Here is a 20,523-nt window from a genome sequence, read left to right as displayed (position 1 = left end):
TCCGGGCGGATCAGGGTTGATATAACAGACGGACACCGCCGGATAAATTCAGAACATGCTGGCCATCGGCATTGCGCGAAATCTCCATCCGCTCTGCATCGACACGACCGAAAGGGGCGAAAGCGGTCATGCCCCCTTCGCCGATCATCAGACCGCTTTCGGTATCGGTATTCAGCACCGGCACCGTCATCGCCCAGCCGTTCGAGGTAGTCACCCTGACCCCGCCATTCAGCCGGATCATGACACCTTCGAGCGCGCCATAGGGGGCGGTCAGATCGGCGGCCAGCCCGTCAGCGGCGCGCCAGGTCATGCGCAGCCGCTCGGCATTGGCATCGTGACCCTCGGTCGGGCTGGCGGTTTCGGCGATCAGCGTCACCGCCGCACCGTCTTTGGCCACACCGGAAAACCGGGGCTGGGTCATGCGCGGATCGCGCGCCAGCGCCTCGGCATCGACATCGGCATAGGGGATCGCCGCATCGGGATCGGGCGCGTTTGGCAGCAGGACCAGCGTCGACAGGATCGCCAGCGCAGCCAGCGGCAGCAGGACGCGCAGCCATGCCACCACCCGGGACCGCATCAGACGATCCCGGCCCTGAGGCAGTCATGGATATGCAGGATGCCGCGCGGCTGACCGCCCTCGACCGCGAAAAGGCAGGTGATCTTGCGCGACTGCATTTCCGACAGCGCCGCCTCGGCCAGTTGATCGGGGCGGATGGTGCGGGGCTTTGGCGTCATCACCTCGGCTGCGCTGCGATCCAGAAGCCCGTCCATGTGCCGGCGAAGGTCGCCATCGGTGATGATCCCGACCAACTCCCCCCCGGCGTCGGTCACGCCGGTCACGCCGTAACCGCGCTGGCTGATTTCCAGAAGCGCCTCGGTCATCGGTGTGGTCTCGCCCACCAGCGGCATATCCTCGTGCATCAGGTCGCGGACCCGCGACAGCTGCGCGCCCAGCTTGCCGCCGGGATGGAAGGTGCGGAAATGTTCGGGCGTGAAGCGGCGATGCTCCATCAGTGCTACCGCCAGCGCATCGCCAAGCGCCAGCGTCATCGTGGTCGAGGTCGTCGGCACGATGCCCTTGCCGCAGGCTTCGGGGGCCGCCGGCAGGATCAGCGCCACGTCGGATTGCCGGATCAGGGTCGAGCCTTCGCGGCTGGCCACCCCGATCAGCGGAATGTTGAAGCGCCGGGTATGGGCGATGATATCCGCCAGTTCGGGCGTTTCGCCGGAATTCGACAGCACGATTGCCACATCGCCCTCGGCCACCATACCGAGATCGCCATGGCTCGCCTCGGCGGGGGGGACGAATTGCGCCGGCGTCCCGGTCGAGGCCAGCGTGGCCGCGATCTTGCGACCGATATGGCCCGATTTGCCCATGCCGGATACGACGACGCGACCGCGCGCGGCCAAGATCGTCTCGACCGCGCGGTCGAAACTGTCGCCAAGCCCGGCGGCCAGCAGGTTGAGACCTTCGGTCTCGGTCGCGATGACGCGGCGGGCGGTGTCGAGATAGCTGCTCATCTGGCTGATCTAGTGATGGAAGATGTCGTTTTCATCCCCCCAGCCCAGCAAGTCCAGATGCGCGCGGGTGGGAAGGAAATCGAAGCAAGCCTGCGCCAGTTCGGCACGTCCCTCGCGGTGGAGCATAGCCTCCAGCACCTCTTTCAGCCGGTGAAGATAGAGCACATCCGAAGCCGCATATTCCAGCTGCGCCGGGGTCAGCTCCTCGGCGCCCCAGTCGGATGTCTGCTGCTGCTTGGAGATGTCGACATCGCTCAGCGATTGCAGAAGGTATTTCAGCCCGTGCCGGTCGGTATAGGTGCGCACCAGTTTCGAGGCGATCTTCGTGCACCAGACCGGCGCCGTCACCACGCCGAAGGTGTTTTCCAGCGCGGCAATGTCGAAACGCCCGAAATGGAACAGCTTCAAGACGCCGGGATCGGCCAGCATACGGGTCAGGTTGGGCGCGTCGGTCTGGCCCTTCGCGATCTGCACCAGATGCGCATCGCCGTCGCCCGAAGACATCTGCACAAGACACAGCCGGTCGCGGCGCGGGTCGAGGCCCATCGTCTCGGTGTCGATGGCCACCACGGGACCAAGGTCCAGCCCGTCGGGCAGGTCGTTCTGATAGAGATGAATGGTCATGTGATGCTCCGCTTTGGGCTGTCTATACGGGGCTTTTTCGTGAAGGTCAGCCCTTCGCGAATCAAAGCGCCGTCAGATTATGCCAACAGTCAGCGTGACACCGGAAAACGCAGGGGCGGCTGCGACACTTCGACCGCCTCGGCTTCGACATTCACCGTCGCCTCGACCACCGGCGCATTAAGGTTCTTGGTCTGCATGAAGATGCGCCCGATATATTCGCCGAGGATGCCCAGAAACATCGCGTTCAGCGTCATCGACATCAGCAGCAGAATGACCAGCGTCGCGAAGCCGGGCGGCCAGTCCTGTCCGAACAGCAGCTTGCCGATCAGATAGAAAAGCAGGATCAGGAAGGTAATCAGCCCGACGAAAAGCGACACGGTCGAGGCCAGCCGCAGGGGCACCAGCGAGTGGTTCACCATTCCGTCCACGGCCAGCGAGATCATCGCCTTTAGCGGGAATTTCGATTCGCCCACCTTGCGCGCGGCGCGGTCATAGTCGAAGCCGACCTGCGTGAACCCCATGGCCGAGATCATGCCGCGCATATAGGGCGAGCGATCCTCGCTGACCCGGATCTGGTCGAGGATCACCCGGTCGGTCAGCCGGAACTCGCCGGCATTGCGGGGCAGGTCGTCATTGCTGATCCGGTCGATGAACCAGTAGAAGCCGCGCCGTAGCGCCGCCACCACCGGCCCGTCGGGCAGCTTGCGTCGGATGCCATAGACCACCTGATTGCCCTGCCGCCACAGGTCGAGCATCTGCGGGATCAGTTCCGGCGGGTCCTGCAGGTCGCAATCCAGCTGGATCGCGCAATCGCCCCGCGCCATCTTGTAGGCATACATGACCGAATTCTGGTAACCGACATTGCGCGAGAAGCGGAAGACGCGGACGCGCGGATCCTGTGCCGCGATTTCCGACAGGATCGCGAAGGTGCGGTCGGTCGAGTGATTGTCGGTGAAGATGATCTCGGCCTGCTCATCGGGCAGCCCGTCCAGAACCGCGGCAATGCGCGCATGGCACTCGCGGACATTGCCTTCCTCATTATAGGCGGGAACGAGAATCGAGAGCATGCTCATTGCGCAAATCTCTTGTTCTTGGTGAGGCGGCAATCACTTTCCCAGTCGAGGACCCTCGCCAGCCCATCAAGCAGGGGAACGCGCGGCGTCCAGCCAAGGGCGGCAAGTTCAGGCGAAGGCGGGGCCGAGACGATATCCCCCGCGCCCGCCTCTGCCACCGCTATCTCAAGCGATTGTCCGGTAATCTCGGCGATCAGGGCGGCAACGTCGCCCAGCCGGTACGGCGCGCCGGTCGAGACATTGACCACCGCCGGCAGCATGCTCGTGTGACCGGCGATCAGTTGCAGCGCCGCCACTGCATCGTCGACATGCAGAAGGTCGCGCAGCGCGGCTGGATGGCGGGGTGACACCGCGCCGCCCTGCAGTGCACCGGCAATGGCACCCGGCACGAAGAAGTCAGGCGACTGATCGCCACCGTAAGTCAGACCGAGCCGCGCGGTAACGGCAGGAATCCCGGTCCATTCGCGCCAGATCCTCAGCAGATGCGTGCCCATCAGGATCGAGAGCCCATAAAGACTGCCGGGCTCGGCCCCGGCATTGCTGATCTCGGCCAGCGTGCCGGTGCGGATGACCGACCGCGGCGGCTCTGCCATCACGGCAAGCTCGTCCAGCAGGATCCGCAACGGCTCGACATTCGCGCGCAGCGCCAGTTCCATGTCGTGCAGCCCATCCCTCCGATCGAAACGGGTCGCCGCAGCCAGCAGGAACACCCGCTCTGGCCGCCGTTCGGCCAGAAGCGCACGCAGCGCCGGAACGTCGAGCGGATCCAGCCGGCAGATCGTCACCCGGTCCAGCACCCCCTCCAACCGCCAGACATCGCTGCCCGGCCGGGCGAGGACGGTGACCTCATCGCCGCGCCGCAGGCAATCCCGCACCAGATGCGAGCCGATGAAGCCTGTTCCGCCGGTGATCAGGGTTCTGGTCATGGGTTATCCTCTGCCATCCTGGGGAACGATATGCGGAGACGGAAGCGGCACGATAAACCTCCCTCCCGCCGCTTCGTAATCGGCAAGTTGCTGCCGGATCTCGTCGAAGAAGTTCCAGGCGAGGACCAGCAGATAATCGGGTTTACGTTCGGCAATGGCCGCAGTGTCGTGGATCGGGATCAGTGTTCCGGGCGACAACATGCCCTGCTTCAACGGATTACGATCGACCAGAAAATCCAGCGTCTCGGGACCGATCTGGAAATAATTCAACAGCGTATTGCCCTTGGCCGGGGCGCCATAGCCGGCAATCGTCTTCCCCTGCGCCTTCAGCCCGGCCAGAAGTGCGCGCAGATCGGTCCCGATCTGGCGTGCATGATCCGCCAGGCCGGCAAAGGTGGCGGCATCGTTCATACCGGCCTCGTCTTCGGCGGCCAGCATGTGCCGCACCTCTGCCGAGGGGGCGCCCGCCGCACCGGTCTTGCGCATGAATACCCGCATCGAGCCGCCATGAACCCGCAGCCGGGTCACATCGACCACCGCCATGCCGCTCCGCTCGGCCAGCCGGACCAGGGATTTCAGGCTCATCTCCGACATATGCTCGTGATAGATATTGTCGAACTGGTTGCCGCGCAGGATATCCAGCCCCCAGGGCAGTTCGACCACGAACCAGCCGTCATCGGCCAGAAGCCGATTAATCCCGTCCATGAAGCCCATGAGATCGCCAATATGGTTCAGCGTGTTGCTGGTCGAGATCACCTGAGCCGGCCCGCGCGCGGCGCGCAGCTCATCCGCAGTTTCGGGGCCGAAATAGGCGACATGCACCTCGACCCCGTTCCGGGCCGCCGCCTCGGCCAGATTGGCGGCCGGGTCGACCCCCAGCGTCTGCGCGCCAAGGGCATTGGCAAAGCCCAGCATCAACCCGTCATTGCAGCCGATATCGACGATCAGCCCGCCTGCCGCCCTGTCGGCCAGCACCCGGGCGAGGCCTTCGAAATGGCCATGCATCGTCGCCGCGCCGGACGGGATATAGAGGTAATGCCGAAAGAACCCCTCCGGCACCTGATCGGCGACCTGAATCAGCCCGCAATCCAGACAGGCCTGCGCGTTCAGCGGAAAGGCCGGTTGCGGTTTGCCCGCATCCTCGGGCCGGACGAACATATTGGCGGGCGGATGGTTGCCCATGGGCAGGAACAGGTGCAGCCGCCCTGACCCACAGGCGCGGCATTCGCGAAGCATGTCACGGGGTTCTGCGGTCATCTGGGTCTCTCCTTAGCCGAATTGGCGGGCGAATGCGCGGAAAGCATCGTGCATATGGTCGATCTGGGGCTGATCCAGCCCGTGATGGCAGGCCAGCAGGATACCGCCGCGCATGACGGCATCCGCGACCGGATAGCCCTCGGGCCGGGTGCGGCTTTCGACCTTCTTCATTGCGGGCTGACGCAGGATATTGCCGGTGAAGACCGGCCGCGTCTGGATCTCGCGCTTTTCAAGCCAGATCTGCATGTCGCGACGGGTGAAGGGCGCGCCCTCGCGCAGGGTCAGCGGGAAGGCCAGCCAGCCGGTGCGGCTGTCGGGCAATTGCCGGGGCAGGATGAACCAGTCCTCATAGGCGCGGAAGAAGGCAAGGTGCTGGGCGAAGTTCTTCTCTCGCGCGGTGATATTGCGGTTCAGCTTGTCCAGCTGCACCAGCCCGAAGGCGGCGCTGATCTCGGACGGCTCTAGGTTATAGCCCAGTTCCTCGAACAGGAATTTCGCATCATAGCTGATCCCGTCGAGATCGACATTGAAGCGGTTCTCGATCGCCTCGCTACCCTCCTGAAACAGCGACGAGGTCCGCCCCCAGCTGCGCAGAAGCAGCGCGCGCCGGGCCAGATCGTCATCATTGACGCAGAGCATCCCGCCATTTCCGGCGCCATTGATGACATGACTGCCATAGAAACTGGTCGTCGAGATATCCGAGTTCACCCCGGTCGAGACCCCGCCAATGGTCGCACCCAGCGTATCGGCGCTGTCCTCGATCACGGTCAGGCCGTGCTTGCCGGCGATCTCGCGGATGCGGACCCAGTCGGGCAGGTTGCCGATCAGCGAGGGGATCATGATCGCCCGGGTCTTTGGGCCGATCATCGCCTCGATCTGGCCGACATCGGCATTATAGGTGCCGTCCGCCGCGTCGATGAAGGCTGGCACCAGCCGGTGCTGGACGATGGGCGCAACCGTGGTGGCGAAGGTCAGGGCGGGGGTGATTACCTCGGAACCCTCGGGCAGGTCCAGAAGCGCCACGGCAATGAAATTCGCTGAGGAGCCGGAATTCACCATGATCCCGTGGCGCTTGTCGAACAGCGCCGCGACCCGGTCCTGCATCTCTCGCACATGCCTGCCCATCTGGGTCGAGCCGCGCAGCACGCGCACCACCGCTTCGATCTCTTCCTCACCATGGACGGTCTGGCCGTAATTCACGCGCATGTCTCGCCTCCTATCCTGCAATCGCGGTTTCGGGCCTTATCAGCCCTTCGTATTGGGTAATCTGCGACAGGGTCAGCGCCTGCATGTCGCCGCCGGCGGCATGGGCGCGATACCATTCGGCCGAAAGCCGCAGCGCATCGGTGATCGTCAGGCGCGGACGCCAGCCAAGCCGCAGCCGGGCCTTGGTGCTGTCGAGCCGCAGGAGCCCGGCCTCATGCGGGGCATCGGGGTTATGACCGAAGGCAAAGCGCGGCCCGTTATCGCCCCAGAGATCGGCAAACTTTCGGCAGATCTCGCCCACCGGCAGGGTGGCGTCATTGTCAGGGCCGAAATTCCACGCCCCGGCGACCGAGGCGGCATCCGGTTCCAGCAGCCGCGCCGCTACGGTCAGGTAGCCGGCCAGCGGTTCCAGCACATGTTGCCAAGGCCGGACGCTGGAAGGATTGCGGATCGCCACCTGTTCGCCCCGGGCGGTGGCACGAACGATATCGGGGATCAGTCGATGCGCCGCCCAATCGCCGCCGCCGATGACATTGCCGGCCCGGACCGAGGCCAGTTGCGGCCCGTCCGGCTTGGCGAAGAACGAGCGGCGATAGGCCTGGGCAACCAGTTCCGTGCAGGCCTTCGAGGCGCTGTAGGGGTCCGAGCCGCCAAGCGGATCGACCTCGCGATAGCCCCAGTCCCATTCGTTGTTTTCATAGCATTTGTCGCTGGTGATGACGATGATCCCGCGCAGGGCCGGCGATTTCCGCGCCACCTCCAGCACATTCGCGGTGCCGGTGACATTGGTGGCGAAGGTCTGGACAGGCATGTCATAGCTGTCGCGAACGATGGCCTGGGCGGCCATATGGATGACCAGTTCAGGCGCGAAATCCTGCGCCGCCTCCGTCAGCGCGGCGGCATCGTTTATGTCGGCATAGCGGCTGTCGCAGGCCCCGCCGATCCTGGCCAGATCGAAAAGTGCCGGTTGTGTTTCCGGCGGCAGGGAAATGCCGCGCAGCTTCGCCCCCAGCCGGTCAAGCCAAAGCGTCAGCCAGCCGCCCTTGAAGCCGGTATGCCCGGTCAGAAGAATGCGCCGCCCGAGAAATGCGCCATTGAACGGGTCGCGACCGGGTTGATTGCGCATGTTCATCAGATCACCGCCCTCGGTGCCGAGGCCGCGTCCGCCCCGACATTCTCGAAATCCAGCCAGGGCGGCGGATCCGCATCGCACACTTCATTAAGCGCATTGCGGTCCCGGATCGTGTCCATCGGATGCCAGAAACCGAAATGCTTGTAGGCGACGAGCTGGCCGTCACTGGTCAGCTTGACCATCGGCGCATGTTCCAGCGGTTCGGTATCGTCGGTGAAATAGTCGAAGATCCCCGGCTCGAAGACGAAAAAGCCGCCATTGATCCAGGTCTCATAGCGCCGCACCTTCTCGGTGAAGGCCTGGACCTGACCATTCGCGCCTAGCTCCATATTCCCGAAGCGGGCCGGCGGCTGCACGGCGGTAACGGTAGCCAGCTTGCCATGCGCCCGGTGGAATTCGAGCAGGCTGGCGATATCGACATTCCCCAGACCGTCCGAATAGGTGACCATGAAGGTCTCGTCCCCGATCCAGTCGCGCAGCCGCCGGATGCGACCGCTGGTCATGGTCAGCGCGCCGGTATCGACCACGCTGACATTCCAGCCCCCGGCCGAGATCGGGCTGAGCTTCAGGTCGCCCGAGTCCAGATCGACGCTGATATCATTGGCGATCAGGTGATAATTCGCGAAGAATTTCTTCAACATCAAGCATTTATAGCCGCCCGCCACGATGAATTCGCTATGGCCGAAATGGCTGTAGATATCCATGACCCGGGCGATGATGGGGCGACCGCCGACCTCGACCATGGGTTTCGGGATCGCCACGGTTTCCTCGGCGAGGCGAGAGCCAAGCCCGCCGGCAAGCAGGATCGTCTTCATTCTCGTTCTCCTCTCTGATCGGGGGATGCCAGCCAGAGCCGCGCGCTCCCATAACGGTCGCTGATCCGGGGCATCTCCATGAGCGTGTAGTCATTGGCCCGCGCGTAATCCTCGAACGGGGCTTCCAGCACGGGATCGAAGCCGGTCAGGATCGCGGCGGGGGGCGTGGCGCTGAACAGGGCCGGCAGATCATCGGGGCCGGCCATGGCGTAAAGCCCGCGCAGCCTGGCGTCGGTATGGGGCGCAACCCGATAGGCGAAGGGCCCGGCCGAAAATTCGGGATAGATCGGCAGCCCGGCGGCCAGCGGATAAAGCGGCGAAAGCGTCGCCACCGGACCGGCCCCGTCCAGCCGCGCCGCCACCAGCGTCTCGCGCAGCAGATCGGCGCTGCGCTCCAGCCTTGCCGGGGTCAGCCTGTCGGGATGGCGCAGATCGTTCAGGCCAAGCGCCAGTCGGGGCGCGCCGTAAACCGCCATCAGCAGCATCGCCACGCCAAGCGCGGGACGGATCTGGCGGAAGCTGTCTTCCGGCATGGCACGGCAAGACAGCGCGATCAGGATCGGCGGCCCGATCAGAGGGGCGGCGTAATATTGCGGAAAGCCCGGCGTCGGCACGAAAGCCAGCACAGCCGCCGTCAGGACCGATGCCGCGACCACCGCCGCCGCCTCCAGGCTGGAGCCGGACCGCGCATTCCTTTTGCCCCGCCAGGACAGCAGCAGGCAAAGCAGCGCCAGAAACAGCGCCAGCAGCGTCGCCCCGACCATCCAGACCGAAAGGGACAGTTGCAACTTGCCGGCGGGCGACAGGGCCAGCCCCGGCTCGCTTGCGGCATTGGCCTGCCAATAGGCGACATGCGGCCCGGAATGATAGCCAAGGATATGGGCAAAGAAGAGGTCGGGCGCCGTCGCCGCATACCAGAACAGCGGCAGCGCCCCGATGACCCCGCCAAGCGCCACCGGCAGAACCACATGCCGCAATCGCACGGAGAAAGGCAGCTGGCGCGGCACCAGAAAGCAGCCGATGGCCACGGCGGGCACAAAGGCGATGGCGCTGGCTTTCATGCCCGCCGCAACGGACAGCATGACCCCGGCCAGTAGAAGCTGTCCGAAGCCCGGCCTCGGATCGGCAAGCGCCACGGCAAAGAAGCCCAAGCCCAGAAGCGCGAAGGGCAGCGGCAGCAGATTGTTCGTCGCCGCCATCCCGGTCTGGCCCAGCAGGACATCCGCCGTAATCAGGCTGAGCGGACCCACCGCCGCGACAAGCGCCGATCCCGTCAGCCGCCAGCCAACCCAGCCCGCGCCGCCAAGCAGCAGCAGCCAGGCAAGGAACACCGTCAGCCGCGCCGCCGCCAGCAATCCCAGCCAGGGCAGGGCCTGATGCACGGCGCGAAACAGCCATGCAGAATAAGGAACGTGATTGTAAAAGAGGTCCCTATAAAGTGCATGATCGTCCAGAAGCGCCGCCGGCGGGACGAACATGAATTCATCCCGGCGCAGATCGTAACCCATGATCCGCCCATAAAGCGCGGCCAGGACCAGCAGTCCGACAGCCAGCATCGTCGCCACGACGATACTCTGCCCCCGGACCTGCGCCATTGGCGCTGCTGTGCGAGAACTGCTCACCGCACCCTCCCGACATGCCGGAAGCCCATGACACGGCCGATCAGCAACCAGGACAGCGCGACGATAAAGGGCAGGATCAACAATTGCGCCAATAGCGGGCCGATACCTTCGGCAAGCAGGATGCGCAGCGATGTCGCATTGATTGTGTAGATCAGCAGATAGGCGCCAATATATAACGGAAACCGGGTCCAGCCGTTCACCGAGAAGACCAGCCGCGCATGTAGGGTATAGTTCCAAAGCACGCCCAACACGAACTGCAGGATAAGCGCCAATTGCGGGGTCAGCCCTGCAACTACGGCAAGCACGTAAACAGAATAACCAAACGCAGTATTTCCCAAGCCGACCGCAAGGAAGCGCAGCATCGTCTGCGATGTCGAGCGCGTCGGCTGTTTGTGGTGCGATATCGAGGTCACGACCGCACCGGCCTTTCCGCAGCAGCATTCAAAACGGCCATTAAGGCACGCGACAGCAGCGGCACGGACTGAACAACGAAATCACACATAACACGGGCAAATTCGAACTGTGAAACATCGTCAAGTTTGCCGTAAGCACTCTCATTTCTCAAGAAAAAGCTCTGGAAATACCGAGGCCACTTCAAGAAATGACATGTTTTGCGCAGAAATCGCTTTCGGAAATTCGCCGCTTCACCGCTGATATTCCACGACCACAGAAAGCCGCAAGTGACTGTATATAATGTGTTTTATTTTCTTCTATCGGTGGAGAACGCACGAATCGGCACAACAATTTTGCGTTATAGGAATGGATCAAGAATTATTTTGCGCGCATTGAAAAATAATTCTGCGCCTCAGATTTATTGCAGAACAGGTGCAGGTATATTAACAATTATTCACTTTATGGGTGAGCGCCGTCATGTGAATGCTTCCGATGAATGAATTGCAGATGTCGTCAGTCCGAATCACCTGCGCACGCATTTGCGGCACAGTTCCGCCACCGGAATAGCAGCTCGGCAAGGCTTTACAGGTCAGATCCCCGCTGCAGCTTTGGAAACAGCCGCAGCAGGTCGTCCTGCTTGTCTATCGGCATAACCGCGCTGTCCTGCGCCAGCAGGATATGTGCATAAAGGTCAAAGCCTTCCGGCGTCAGAACCAATTCATCAAATCGCGCCCGGTGCCAATCCAGTGCTGCCTGATGAAGCTCCGCCACGCCGGGCAGGGCCATAAGCGTTGAGATCTCCTCATTCAGCCGGGGGCCGAGACGCACGGCAGATGTGTTCTCCTCGGTATTGAAGTTCCGCGCGACCCAATAGCTGAGGTCGATCGGCTTGTTCGTTCGGTTCGGCAGACCCCTGTCCGACTTGACGATGAAGCCCTGGGCCGAGCGCAATGAGTAATGATGCAGCTCGACCAACCGGCGATAGTCCCTAGTCGAGATCAGAGACAGGCGCTTGTCATTCCCGGCGATCAACCCCGCCAATGGCCGACCGCTGCCATCTGCCCAGACCGGCTCGGTTTCGGGCCGGTGACGGGGCCGGTGCACGCCCTGCGCGCGAAAGGCCGCAGGTCGAAACAGTGACTTGAAGAATGTCGCCGCGATCGGGTGGTGCATCACTGCCGGGGTCGAACGGGTGAATTCCTGCGTGACGGGTCGCCCGGAAATCTCGATCTGCGCATTCGACCCAAACAGCCGCCACGGCAGGGCCACGGCATCGCACCCCTCGGGCAGCGCGGCCATCAGATCGGCAAAGCGCCCCTCGCCCACATGGATGACCGGAAACTCATCCAGATCCGAGATCAGCATCCAGTCGGTCGACTTGCGCAGATCATGACGCCATGCGGCGCGCAAGGCGCTCCATTGCACGGATTTGTCGGGCGGGGGCTGGTGGGTCTCGTGCCGGATCACGCCATGTTCGGCCAGAAGGTCCAGCAGCCGGTCGCTGCCATCGTCGCAATCGTTGGAATGAAACAGGAAATCCGTCACCCCCAGCAGGCGATGCCAGGCGATCCATTCCAGCAGGTAGGGTCCTTCGTTGCGGACGGTGGTGGCGGCGAGGATGCGCATCCCGCCGCCTCAATCGACCCCGAAAAGGTCGCGCGTATAGACCTTCCCGGCCACGTCGCGGATATCGTCCGACAGCCGGTTGGCCAGGATCACATCGCTTTCGGCCTTGAAGGCGTCCAGATCGCGGACCACCCGGCTGTTGAAGAAATGGTCGTCCTGCAGGACCGGCTCATAGACGATCACCTCGATCCCCTTGGCCTTGATCCGCTTCATGATCCCCTGGATCGAGCTGTCGCGGAAATTGTCCGACCCCGCCTTCATCACCAGCCGGTAAACGCCGACGATCTTCGGGCGCTTGGCGACGATCTGGTCGGACACGAAATCCTTCCGCGTCCGGTTCGACTCGACAATGGCCGAAATCAGGTTCTGCGGAACCTTGTCGTAATTGGCCAGAAGTTGCTTGGTATCCTTGGGCAGGCAGTAACCACCATAACCGAAGCTGGGATTGTTGTAGAAATCGCCGATCCTCGGATCCAGGCAGACCCCGTCGATAATCTCGCGCGAGTTCAGGTTATGCGCGATGGCATAGCTGTCCAACTCGTTGAAATAGGCCACGCGCAGCGCGAGATAGGTGTTCGAGAACAGCTTGATCGCCTCGGCCTCGACCGCGCCACTGAACAGCACCGGCATGTCCTTGCGAATGGCACCCTCGGCCAGCAGGTCAGCGAAACGGCGGGCGCGGTCGGACCTTTCGCCAATGACGATCCGCGAGGGGTGTAGGTTGTCATAGAGTGCCTTGCCCTCGCGCAGGAACTCGGGCGAGAAGATCACGTTTTCCCAACCCATCTCGGCCCGGATCCGCTCAACAAAGCCGACCGGAATGGTCGATTTGATGACCGCCACGGCATTCGGGTTGATGCGCTGAATCTCGGCCAGAACCGCCTCGACCGAGGAAGTGTCGAAACGGTTGGTGCGCGCATCGTAATTGGTCGGGGTCGAGACGACGACGAATTCGGCATCGTGGAAGGCGGTCTTGGGGTCGAGCGTCGCCGTCAGGTCGAGATCGTGGCTGGCGAGGTATTCGGTGATCTCGGCATCCTCGATGGGCGATTTGCGGTCATTGACCATCCTGACCCGATCATCCGAGATATCCAGTGCCGTGACCCGGTTGTGCTGCGCCAGAAGCACGGCGTTGGAAAGCCCGACATAGCCAAGCCCAGCCACTGCAATATTCGTCATCGTCATAGCCCTTCCAGGTGCTCGCTTACCTGCATTCTATCAATTTTTCTCGGCAAGGCGATCATATCGCAAGGACCCCGAATCCGCGGCCTCGACACGCTCGACGAAACCCCGTCCTTCCAGCACCGGCCCGAAGGACTGCCGTAAACCGTCAGCCTCTTCGGGGCTGTCGAAAGGCAAAACGACGCGTATCAGGCGCGAAAGATCGATCCCGTCGAGATGTTGCCCGACGAGGTCCGCACGGGTCGAGATACGCAAGATATCGGGCCTGAAATCGCCCAGATAGGCGGCAAGCCCGCCAGCCGCAGCGCCCTCGTCACCTGGCAGGACCAGCGGGCCGTCGACGAAGCGCAGCCGGGCCGTATCCTCCAGCCCGTTGCGGGCGCGGATGCGGGCGGCGGCCTCGGCAATGCCGGGCTGGCTGTCCTGCACCATCAGCGTGATGCCATCCTGAGCGCGAAGCATGGTCATGGCGGGCAATCCGATCCCGGCGCCCAGGTCCAGCACGCGCCGTCCGCCCGCAAGGTAAGAAGCGATGTTGCGGGCATGGCGACGGTCGAACTTGCCGGCCAGCACCGCCATCGAAGCTTCCTCGGTGAACAGCTGCGGATCGCAGGGCAGGGCCACGCGCTGCGATTCCACCCATTCCACGGCATCACCCGGCGACAGCCTGATCCGCCCGCTGCGATAAAGCGCGGCACCCATGGCGTTCCAGCCCGAGACCGGCGCGTCCTTGCGGGCATCGTCCGGCTTCTCGCTCGACTTGCGCTCCACCTCGGACATCAGCGCAGCGATCTTGGCCGGGTCGCGCGCCTGCGGCGGCTTCGCCTCGACCGAGGTGATCGGCACCTTGCCGGCCTCGATCAGGCTGTCGCGCAGGGCCTGATAGGCTTCGGAGCCGCGATATTCCTCCAGCCGCGCCTCGACCCGTTCCAGTGCCGCGTAATGCAGCTTCGACAGGACCGGATCCTGCAGCAATTCGGCCATGATCTCGGCCCGGCGCGGGGCGTGGCGCAGGATGCGGGTATCGGCGACCTCGTTGCGGTCCTGAAGCGACCAGTAATCGGCGTTATACTTGTCCTTCTTGTTGTTCACATTGCCGCGGAAGCGACGCACGGCATAGCTGTCGATGGACTTCACCGCGTAATGGTTCATCTGCGCCCAGTCGTAACCCAGCGTGCGGCGGATCGTGCGCCAGCCACGGAACTTGAAGTAATCCTCCATCGGTCGGCCCGAACCGTTCAGCCATTTCACGGTGTCGGGAAAGCCGTCCTTCAGGTGCTTGTTCTTGATCGAGGGCCGGTGAATGCCAAGCTTCCAGTATTCCGGGTCGAACTTGAACAGCGTCTTCACGCCCCAGCCCTTGTTCCAGAGCGGCGGCGCGGCGCGGGTATATTGCTCGGTCACCGGGTCGCGCGACCAGTCGACCACGCCACCCGAACCGAAGATGCGCCAGGTCACGATAATCCCGTTGGCACCCTGCGCCACCGCGTCATCCAGCATCCCGTCGAGATGGCCCGAAGGATGGTTGACCGACAGGAACTCGTCAGCGTCGAAGATCATGACCCAGTCGGCCGCCTGAACCAGCGGCTCGTCCTGCGCGTAATTCAGCGCCGACGGCTGCGGCTTCATGCCCTCCGGAATATCGTTCGGGCGGTGATAGCCAAGGCCCAGCTCCTCCAGCCGCTGCAGCATCTCGACCGTGCCGTCGGTGCAGTCATTGGTATAGACAAGGATATCGGTAAAGCCGACAGCCAGATGATGCGCGAACCATTCCAGCAGGTAGGGCGCCTCATCCTTCATCATCGACACGGCCATGACCGTGCCATGCGGGCTGACATGCCGCTTCAACGCCATGTCAGCCGTCCCCCAAGCCGCCTGCGAAGGCCGTCATCAGCTTTCCAGCGCCTGGGTCGGGTCGATGCCCACCAGCTCGCACATCCGCGCCGCATAGGAATTGGGCAGCGGCGGGTTCTTGCGCCACCAGGGCTTGGTGCCATTGGTGTAAAGATGCACGGACACGGTCGCGTCGGTGAACCAGCCTTCGACCCTGCCATGCGGGTCATAGAAGATGTCGTTCAACTGGAACGGCACCGGATAGAGCACGTCCGAGGTCATCGCGCGTTCGATATCGCCGGTCTGCTGGGCGAACCATGTGAAGGCCTGCGGACCGAATGCCGTGCGCTCGGTCTTGTAGATCGCCGCCCCATGCGACAGGTCGCCCTTTTCACGCTGCTTGTCCATCTGCTTGCGCTGACGCTTGTTCCACCAGGCCGGATAGTCGGGCAGGTTGTCATAGTAATCCAGCAACTGATCCATCAACTCGCATTGCTGGGGCAGGCCGACAACGCCGCAATTCAGCGCCCCGCGCATACCGTGACCGGCGAAGATCCATTCCCATTCGTCGGGGAAAGGCTTGTGGCAGAAGGCGTCGCAATCGATCCAGATCGCGCCGGTCTTCTGGATCATCTTGTAGCGGAAGACATTCGACAGGAACGAGGCCGAGGTATCGCCCACCAGTTGCATGTCGATATCCATGATCTCGGAAGCCGGACGGACCTCGACGCCCTCGGGGGGGTTCTTCAGCTTGTCGGTGCAATAAAGCGTCACAGGATGGCCGTGCAGCAGATGCGATTTCAGGCAAAGCTGGTTGAGATATTGCAGCTCTTCTCCGATCCAGAGAGAGGCAACGGGACGACGATCGAGCGGCATAAATGACCTCGGACAAACCTGCGCTTCCAGCCTGTCTATCCGAACGGAGTCAGCGCCGCCAGTCACCGCCACTTATTTCTGCGCACAGGCTTAACCCTCGCAAGGATTGCGCTGCGCCTTGCCGCCCCGCTATATCAGGCCGAGAACGATAAGGGAGACGGGACACTGTCCTGCATTCACCACCGCAAGAACTTCTTTGTCGGGCTTGGCCATCCGCGCTGCGGCACCGCCTTCACCGCCTATCTGTTGCAGTCTTCCGGGTTGGAAGTCGGGCACGAATATGTGCGCCCCAACGGGCTAGTTTCCTGGATGCTGCCGGCTGAACGCTATCGCAACCCCTATGGCGACGCGATTGGCCCACTGGAGGATTTCAGCCGGATTTTCTGCGTTGCCCGCTCACCCTTGGCGGCCATCAATTCGATCATCCCCGAGAATTCCGATACCGCCAGCTATTCCTTCCGGACCAGGATCCTGAAGAACCGCTTTGAGATCACGTTACCGACCGAGGCTGAAGACCCGGACGGCATCCAGAGCGCAGTCATGAGCTATACGCTCTGGTATGAGCTGTGCATGTCCTTCCTGCCGCAATTGATCTATCGCGTGGACCGGCCAGAGGATGACGCGCTTCTGGCCGACTATGTTGGCCGGCCTGTGCGGCGAAGTGAAGAGATCGGGCGCAACTCTCGCCCCAAGAGGCGCGCCACGCATTTCACGCCGGATGCGCTCGACAGTCTGTCACATGATTGGCTTCTGCGCTTCGCCGAGATGGCCGAAGGGCTCGGCTATCCCGACGATGCCGCCATGATCGAAAAATCCGCCGCCGGTCGCGCGGCGGGCTGAACCGGACCCGCCCAAGCTGTTCGCGCACGCAGGCAGTTTGGACGCGCGCGCCTTCAATCCTGCCCGCTTCGATGGATCAGGCCCAGTCCCAGGGGCGGGTGAATTCGCCGAGTGTGCGGGCGACGGCGGCTTCGTCCACGCCCTCGGTCCGGGCGATCTTGGCCACCAGCCCGCGCTTCTTGTCCTCGACCACCTCGGCGACGCTGGCGCCGGTTTCGGCCAGGGCCGCGTCATAGACGCGCTTGATCGCCTTCTTGCGCAGGTCGGGCTTGAAGATCTTGCCGACAGCGGTTTTCGGCAATTCATCCAGGATTTCCAGATGTTTCGGCACCGCCGCGCGCTCGTGGATATTGGCGCGGGCATGTTCCAACAGCTCCTCGACACTGACCGACGCATCGCCGACCAGTTCGACATAGGCGCAGGGCAATTCGCCGGCGCGGGCGTCGGGCTGGCCGATGGCGCCGGCGAAGGCCACGGCAGGATGCGAAAGCAGCGCATCCTCGATCTCGGCCGGGTCGATATTATGGCCGCCGCGAATGATCAGGTCCTTGGCCCGCCCGGTGATCCAGAGATAGCCATCGGCGTCGATCCGCCCCAGATCGCCGGTGCGCAGGAACCGACCCTCGGCGAAAAGATCGTGGTTCTTGTCGGCTTCGGTATAGGTCGAGCCTTCGAAGACGCCGGGATTGGCCACGCAGATCTCGCCCACCTCGTCGGTTGCGCATTCGGCAAAACCCTCGGGCAGCTTCCGCAGGATGCGCACATGGGTATAGGGCAAGGGAATGCCGACCGAGCCCACCTTCTTGACGCCGTCGACCGGATTGCAACTGACCAGACAGGTCGCCTCGGTCAGGCCATAGCCTTCGGCGATCTCGACCCCGGTCGCGGCCTTGAAGCGGTTGTAAAGCTCGACCGGCAGCGGGGCCGAGCCGGAAATCGCCGTCCTGAGCGAGGAGACATCCGCGTTCACCGGCCGCTGCATCAGCGCCGAGATCGCCGTCGGCACGGTAATCAGGAAACTGACCTGCCAGCGTTCGATCAGCTTCCAGAAATTGTCGAAGACGCCATCGCCGCGATAGCCGGCGGGGGTCGGCATGACCATATGCGCGCCCGAGGCGATGCAGCTCATCAGCACCGGATAGGCGGCGAAGACATGGAACAACGGCAGCGGGCACATCAGCACGTCGGTCTCGTTGAACAGCAATGCGCCGCCCAGAAAGCCGTTATAGATCATGCCTGAATACTTGTGCTGCGCCACTTTCGGCAGGCCGGTGGTGCCGCCGGTATGGAAATAGGCGGCAACCCGGTCCTGCTTCGGATCGTCGAAATCCAGCCGGTTGTGGTTCTCAGCCGAAACCGCGGCCTCGAAACCATGCACCTTGGCGTGATGCTTGACGGTGACCTTCGGCCGCGCCAGCGGAACGATGAATTTCTTCAGCCCGGTCAGGTGCCGGTTCAGGTCGATCTCGATCACATGCTTGACATTGGGCGCCTCGGCGACGGCGGCGGCGGCCTTCTGGGCGATGTCGCTTTTCGGGAAGGATTTCAGCGTCACCAGCACCTTGGCATTGGTGGACCGAAGAATGCCGCCGATATGCTCGGGCTCCAGCAGCGGGTTGATCGGGTTGACGATCCCCGCCGTCGCCCCGGCCAGCAGCACGACCGGCGTCTCGATGGTATTGGGCAGCAGATAGGCCACGGTATCGCCCGGCCCGACGCCCAGTTTGCGGAACAAGTTGGCGGTTTCGGTGACCCGCTCCAGCAACTCGCCCCAGTTCAGCGTCGTGGCATGATCGCGCGGGCCCGACAACAGCTGGAACGAAATCGCCGGCCGCTCCGGAAAGCGCTCGGCCACGCGGCCGAGGAATTCATAGATCGTCCGGGCGTTGTCGCGCGCCTCGTAAGGCATTTCCTGCTCGACCGCATCGCGATCCGCGATACCACAGAAACGGCTGTGCTCGCTCATAACTCCCCCCCAATTTCCCCGATCCCGGTGGACCGGCTGATTTGCCCTGAACAATGAGGCATAATCAAAGCACGGGGCAAGCCCGACGGCCGCCCCGTGTTCCAAAGACGCTGCGTCAGATCGGCGCGCGGCCTATTGCGGAATGCGCAGGGTCTGGCCCGGATAAATCTTGTCCGGGTCCGACAGCATCGGCTGGTTGGCCTTGAAGATGTCGTTATAGCGGTTCGCATTGCCGAGATATTTCTTGGCAATGGCCGACAGCGTCTCGCCCTTCTGGACGGTATGGAAGACCGGCGCATCAGCCGCCCCGCCCGAGGCAGGCGCTTTCGGCACCTCGGCCTCGACCCGGGCGATGCCCTTGATATTGCCGATGGCCAGGATCAGCTTCTCCATGGTCTCGCGATCCGCGCCCTTGGATTCGACCTTCACCACATCGCCGCGCAGGGTCAGGTGCACATCGCCCGAATCCAGACCGAGCGCTTTCACCTCGGCGGTCAGCGCCTTGACCTTGCGGTCGGTCTCGGCCTGCGCGGCGGCCTTGTCATCGGCGGGCGCCTTGGCTTCGGCCGCCTCGGCGGAACCGAGGACCGATTTGCCCGAATCCTTGATGAAATCCCAGAAAGCCATCCACTTGTCCTTTCACATAGCTTCGCGGACAACGCGCCGCCGCGCAGGCGGTTCCCCGGCTGGCGCCGGGCCGCCGTTTGCGATACCGCTTCACCCGAGACCAGCCGGGGAAACCGCCATGCATACCGTGACCGTCCTTGCCGCGCCGATGCGCGCCGACCTGACCCATGACCGCGTCGAGGCGCTGCGCGACCTGATGGGCGGCAAACATGTGATCTGGCTGGCCGAGGGGATCGCCGCCGAATTCCCGACCGACCAATTGCCGGACGATGCTGCGGCCATCGCCGATGACACCCGGCTTGCCGGCTTCGATCTGGTCGTTCAGCCGACGCTCGGTCGGCGCAAGGCGGTGCTGCTGGCCGACATGGATTCGACCATGATCGAGCAGGAATGCATCGACGAACTGGCCGCCGAGGCCGGCGTCGGCCCGCGCGTGGCCGAAATCACCGCCCGCGCCATGAACGGAGAGCTGAATTTCCACGAGGCGCTGATCGAACGCGTGGGCCTGCTGGCCGGGCTGGACGAGCGCGTGATCCAGAAGGTGCTGGACGAGCGTATCACCCTGGCCCCCGGCGGGCGCGAGTTGATCGCGACCATGCGCGACCAGGGCGCCTATTGCGCGCTCGTCTCGGGCGGGTTCACCGCCTTCACCGCCCCCATTGCCAAGGCGCTCGGGTTTCACGAGCACCGGGCCAATGCGCTACTGGCCGATCAGGGTGTGCTGACCGGCCATGTCGGCCTGCCCGTCCTTGGCCGCGAGGCCAAGGTCGAGGCATTGGAAGAAATTACCGCCGCCCGCGGCATGACGCCGCAACAGGCCATCGTCGTCGGCGATGGCGCGAACGATCTGGGCATGATCCAGCTGGCTGGAACCGGCGTGGCGCTTCATGCCAAGCCCTTGGTCGCGGCACAGGCAGGCGTGCGTATTGACCATGCCGACCTGACCGCGCTGCTTTATATCCAAGGCTACGGCCGCGACGAGTTCGTAACCGGCTGAGCATCGA

Annotated in this window: 19 protein-coding genes; 2 read left to right on the top strand and 17 right to left on the bottom strand. The window is 63.3% G+C overall.

Going from position 1 to position 20,523, the window contains the following annotated elements:
* Positions 1 to 10: 10 nt before the first annotated feature.
* The 15 genes from Q0330_RS18255 to Q0330_RS18185 all read right to left on the bottom strand — a co-directional run bounded on the left by Q0330_RS18255 (position 11) and on the right by Q0330_RS18185 (position 16,086).
* Positions 11 to 577 carry a hypothetical protein gene (locus tag Q0330_RS18255; RefSeq protein ID WP_299483003.1) on the bottom strand — a complete coding sequence of 189 codons (567 nt, stop codon included), beginning with the start codon at positions 575 to 577 and terminating at the stop codon, positions 11 to 13.
* The gene (locus Q0330_RS18250) at positions 577 to 1,521 is read right to left on the bottom strand and encodes a KpsF/GutQ family sugar-phosphate isomerase (protein WP_299483001.1); all 945 of its coding nucleotides are present in this window, start codon (positions 1,519 to 1,521) and stop codon (positions 577 to 579) included. Before Q0330_RS18250 ends, Q0330_RS18255 begins: the two co-directional genes overlap by 1 nt.
* Before the next feature lie 9 nt (positions 1,522 to 1,530).
* Complete coding sequence (locus Q0330_RS18245) at positions 1,531 to 2,145, bottom strand: ribonuclease D (protein ID WP_299482999.1); 615 nt, start codon at positions 2,143 to 2,145, stop codon at positions 1,531 to 1,533.
* 89 nt (positions 2,146 to 2,234) lie between these two features.
* On the bottom strand, positions 2,235 to 3,218 hold the full coding sequence (locus tag Q0330_RS18240) for a glycosyltransferase family 2 protein (RefSeq protein WP_299482997.1): 984 nt from the start codon (positions 3,216 to 3,218) through the stop codon (positions 2,235 to 2,237).
* Entirely contained in the window at positions 3,215 to 4,144 is a 930-nt protein-coding gene (locus tag Q0330_RS18235) for an NAD(P)-dependent oxidoreductase (RefSeq protein WP_299482995.1), read from the bottom strand. The genes Q0330_RS18240 and Q0330_RS18235 overlap by 4 nt, the downstream gene beginning before the upstream one ends.
* Positions 4,145 to 4,147: 3 nt before the next feature.
* Positions 4,148 to 5,401, bottom strand: coding sequence for a class I SAM-dependent methyltransferase (locus Q0330_RS18230; RefSeq protein WP_299482993.1), 1,254 nt, complete (start codon positions 5,399 to 5,401; stop codon positions 4,148 to 4,150).
* A gap of 12 nt (positions 5,402 to 5,413) precedes the next feature.
* Entirely contained in the window at positions 5,414 to 6,607 is a 1,194-nt protein-coding gene (locus Q0330_RS18225) for a DegT/DnrJ/EryC1/StrS family aminotransferase (protein WP_299482991.1), read from the bottom strand.
* A 10-nt stretch (positions 6,608 to 6,617) separates the two neighbouring features.
* On the bottom strand, positions 6,618 to 7,739 hold the full coding sequence (gene rfbG, locus Q0330_RS18220) for a CDP-glucose 4,6-dehydratase (protein ID WP_299482989.1): 1,122 nt from the start codon (positions 7,737 to 7,739) through the stop codon (positions 6,618 to 6,620).
* Positions 7,739 to 8,554, bottom strand: a complete 816-nt coding sequence (rfbF, locus tag Q0330_RS18215; protein ID WP_299482987.1) for a glucose-1-phosphate cytidylyltransferase — start codon at positions 8,552 to 8,554, stop codon at positions 7,739 to 7,741. The genes rfbG and rfbF overlap by 1 nt, the downstream gene beginning before the upstream one ends.
* Positions 8,551 to 10,176 (bottom strand): hypothetical protein, encoded by a 1,626-nt coding sequence (locus Q0330_RS18210; RefSeq protein ID WP_299482985.1) that lies wholly within the window; start codon positions 10,174 to 10,176, stop codon positions 8,551 to 8,553. Before Q0330_RS18210 ends, rfbF begins: the two co-directional genes overlap by 4 nt.
* The gene (locus Q0330_RS18205) at positions 10,173 to 10,589 is read right to left on the bottom strand and encodes a GtrA family protein (protein WP_299482983.1); all 417 of its coding nucleotides are present in this window, start codon (positions 10,587 to 10,589) and stop codon (positions 10,173 to 10,175) included. Before Q0330_RS18205 ends, Q0330_RS18210 begins: the two co-directional genes overlap by 4 nt.
* A 562-nt stretch (positions 10,590 to 11,151) precedes the next feature.
* The gene (locus Q0330_RS18200) at positions 11,152 to 12,195 is read right to left on the bottom strand and encodes a glycosyltransferase family 2 protein (protein WP_299482981.1); all 1,044 of its coding nucleotides are present in this window, start codon (positions 12,193 to 12,195) and stop codon (positions 11,152 to 11,154) included.
* A gap of 9 nt (positions 12,196 to 12,204) precedes the next feature.
* Positions 12,205 to 13,380, bottom strand: coding sequence for a nucleotide sugar dehydrogenase (locus Q0330_RS18195; protein WP_366518351.1), 1,176 nt, complete (start codon positions 13,378 to 13,380; stop codon positions 12,205 to 12,207).
* Positions 13,381 to 13,413: 33 nt separating this feature from the next.
* Complete coding sequence (locus tag Q0330_RS18190; protein ID WP_299482977.1) at positions 13,414 to 15,231, bottom strand: glycosyltransferase family 2 protein; 1,818 nt, start codon at positions 15,229 to 15,231, stop codon at positions 13,414 to 13,416.
* Positions 15,232 to 15,267: 36 nt separating this feature from the next.
* Positions 15,268 to 16,086 carry a hypothetical protein gene (locus tag Q0330_RS18185; protein WP_299482975.1) on the bottom strand — a complete coding sequence of 273 codons (819 nt, stop codon included), beginning with the start codon at positions 16,084 to 16,086 and terminating at the stop codon, positions 15,268 to 15,270.
* A 309-nt stretch (positions 16,087 to 16,395) separates the two neighbouring features.
* Here Q0330_RS18185 and Q0330_RS18180 point away from each other — a divergent pair, with 309 nt between their 5' ends.
* The gene (locus Q0330_RS18180; protein ID WP_299482973.1) at positions 16,396 to 16,926 is read left to right on the top strand and encodes a hypothetical protein; all 531 of its coding nucleotides are present in this window, start codon (positions 16,396 to 16,398) and stop codon (positions 16,924 to 16,926) included.
* A 76-nt stretch (positions 16,927 to 17,002) separates the two neighbouring features.
* Here the strand turns inward: Q0330_RS18180 and Q0330_RS18175 are convergent, their stop codons facing one another.
* Complete coding sequence (locus tag Q0330_RS18175; protein ID WP_299482971.1) at positions 17,003 to 18,892, bottom strand: acyl-CoA synthetase; 1,890 nt, start codon at positions 18,890 to 18,892, stop codon at positions 17,003 to 17,005.
* 132 nt (positions 18,893 to 19,024) lie between these two features.
* The gene (gene lysM / locus Q0330_RS18170; protein WP_299482968.1) at positions 19,025 to 19,519 is read right to left on the bottom strand and encodes a peptidoglycan-binding protein LysM; all 495 of its coding nucleotides are present in this window, start codon (positions 19,517 to 19,519) and stop codon (positions 19,025 to 19,027) included.
* Positions 19,520 to 19,637: 118 nt separating this feature from the next.
* Between lysM and serB the strand changes: the two genes are divergently transcribed.
* Positions 19,638 to 20,516, top strand: coding sequence for a phosphoserine phosphatase SerB (gene serB / locus Q0330_RS18165; protein ID WP_299482965.1), 879 nt, complete (start codon positions 19,638 to 19,640; stop codon positions 20,514 to 20,516).
* Positions 20,517 to 20,523: the final 7 nt, after the last annotated feature.

The organism is uncultured Paracoccus sp. (genome assembly GCF_937873615.1).
Taxonomy (GTDB): domain Bacteria; phylum Pseudomonadota; class Alphaproteobacteria; order Rhodobacterales; family Rhodobacteraceae; genus Paracoccus.
This window is presented reverse-complemented; position numbering and strand designations above follow the sequence as displayed.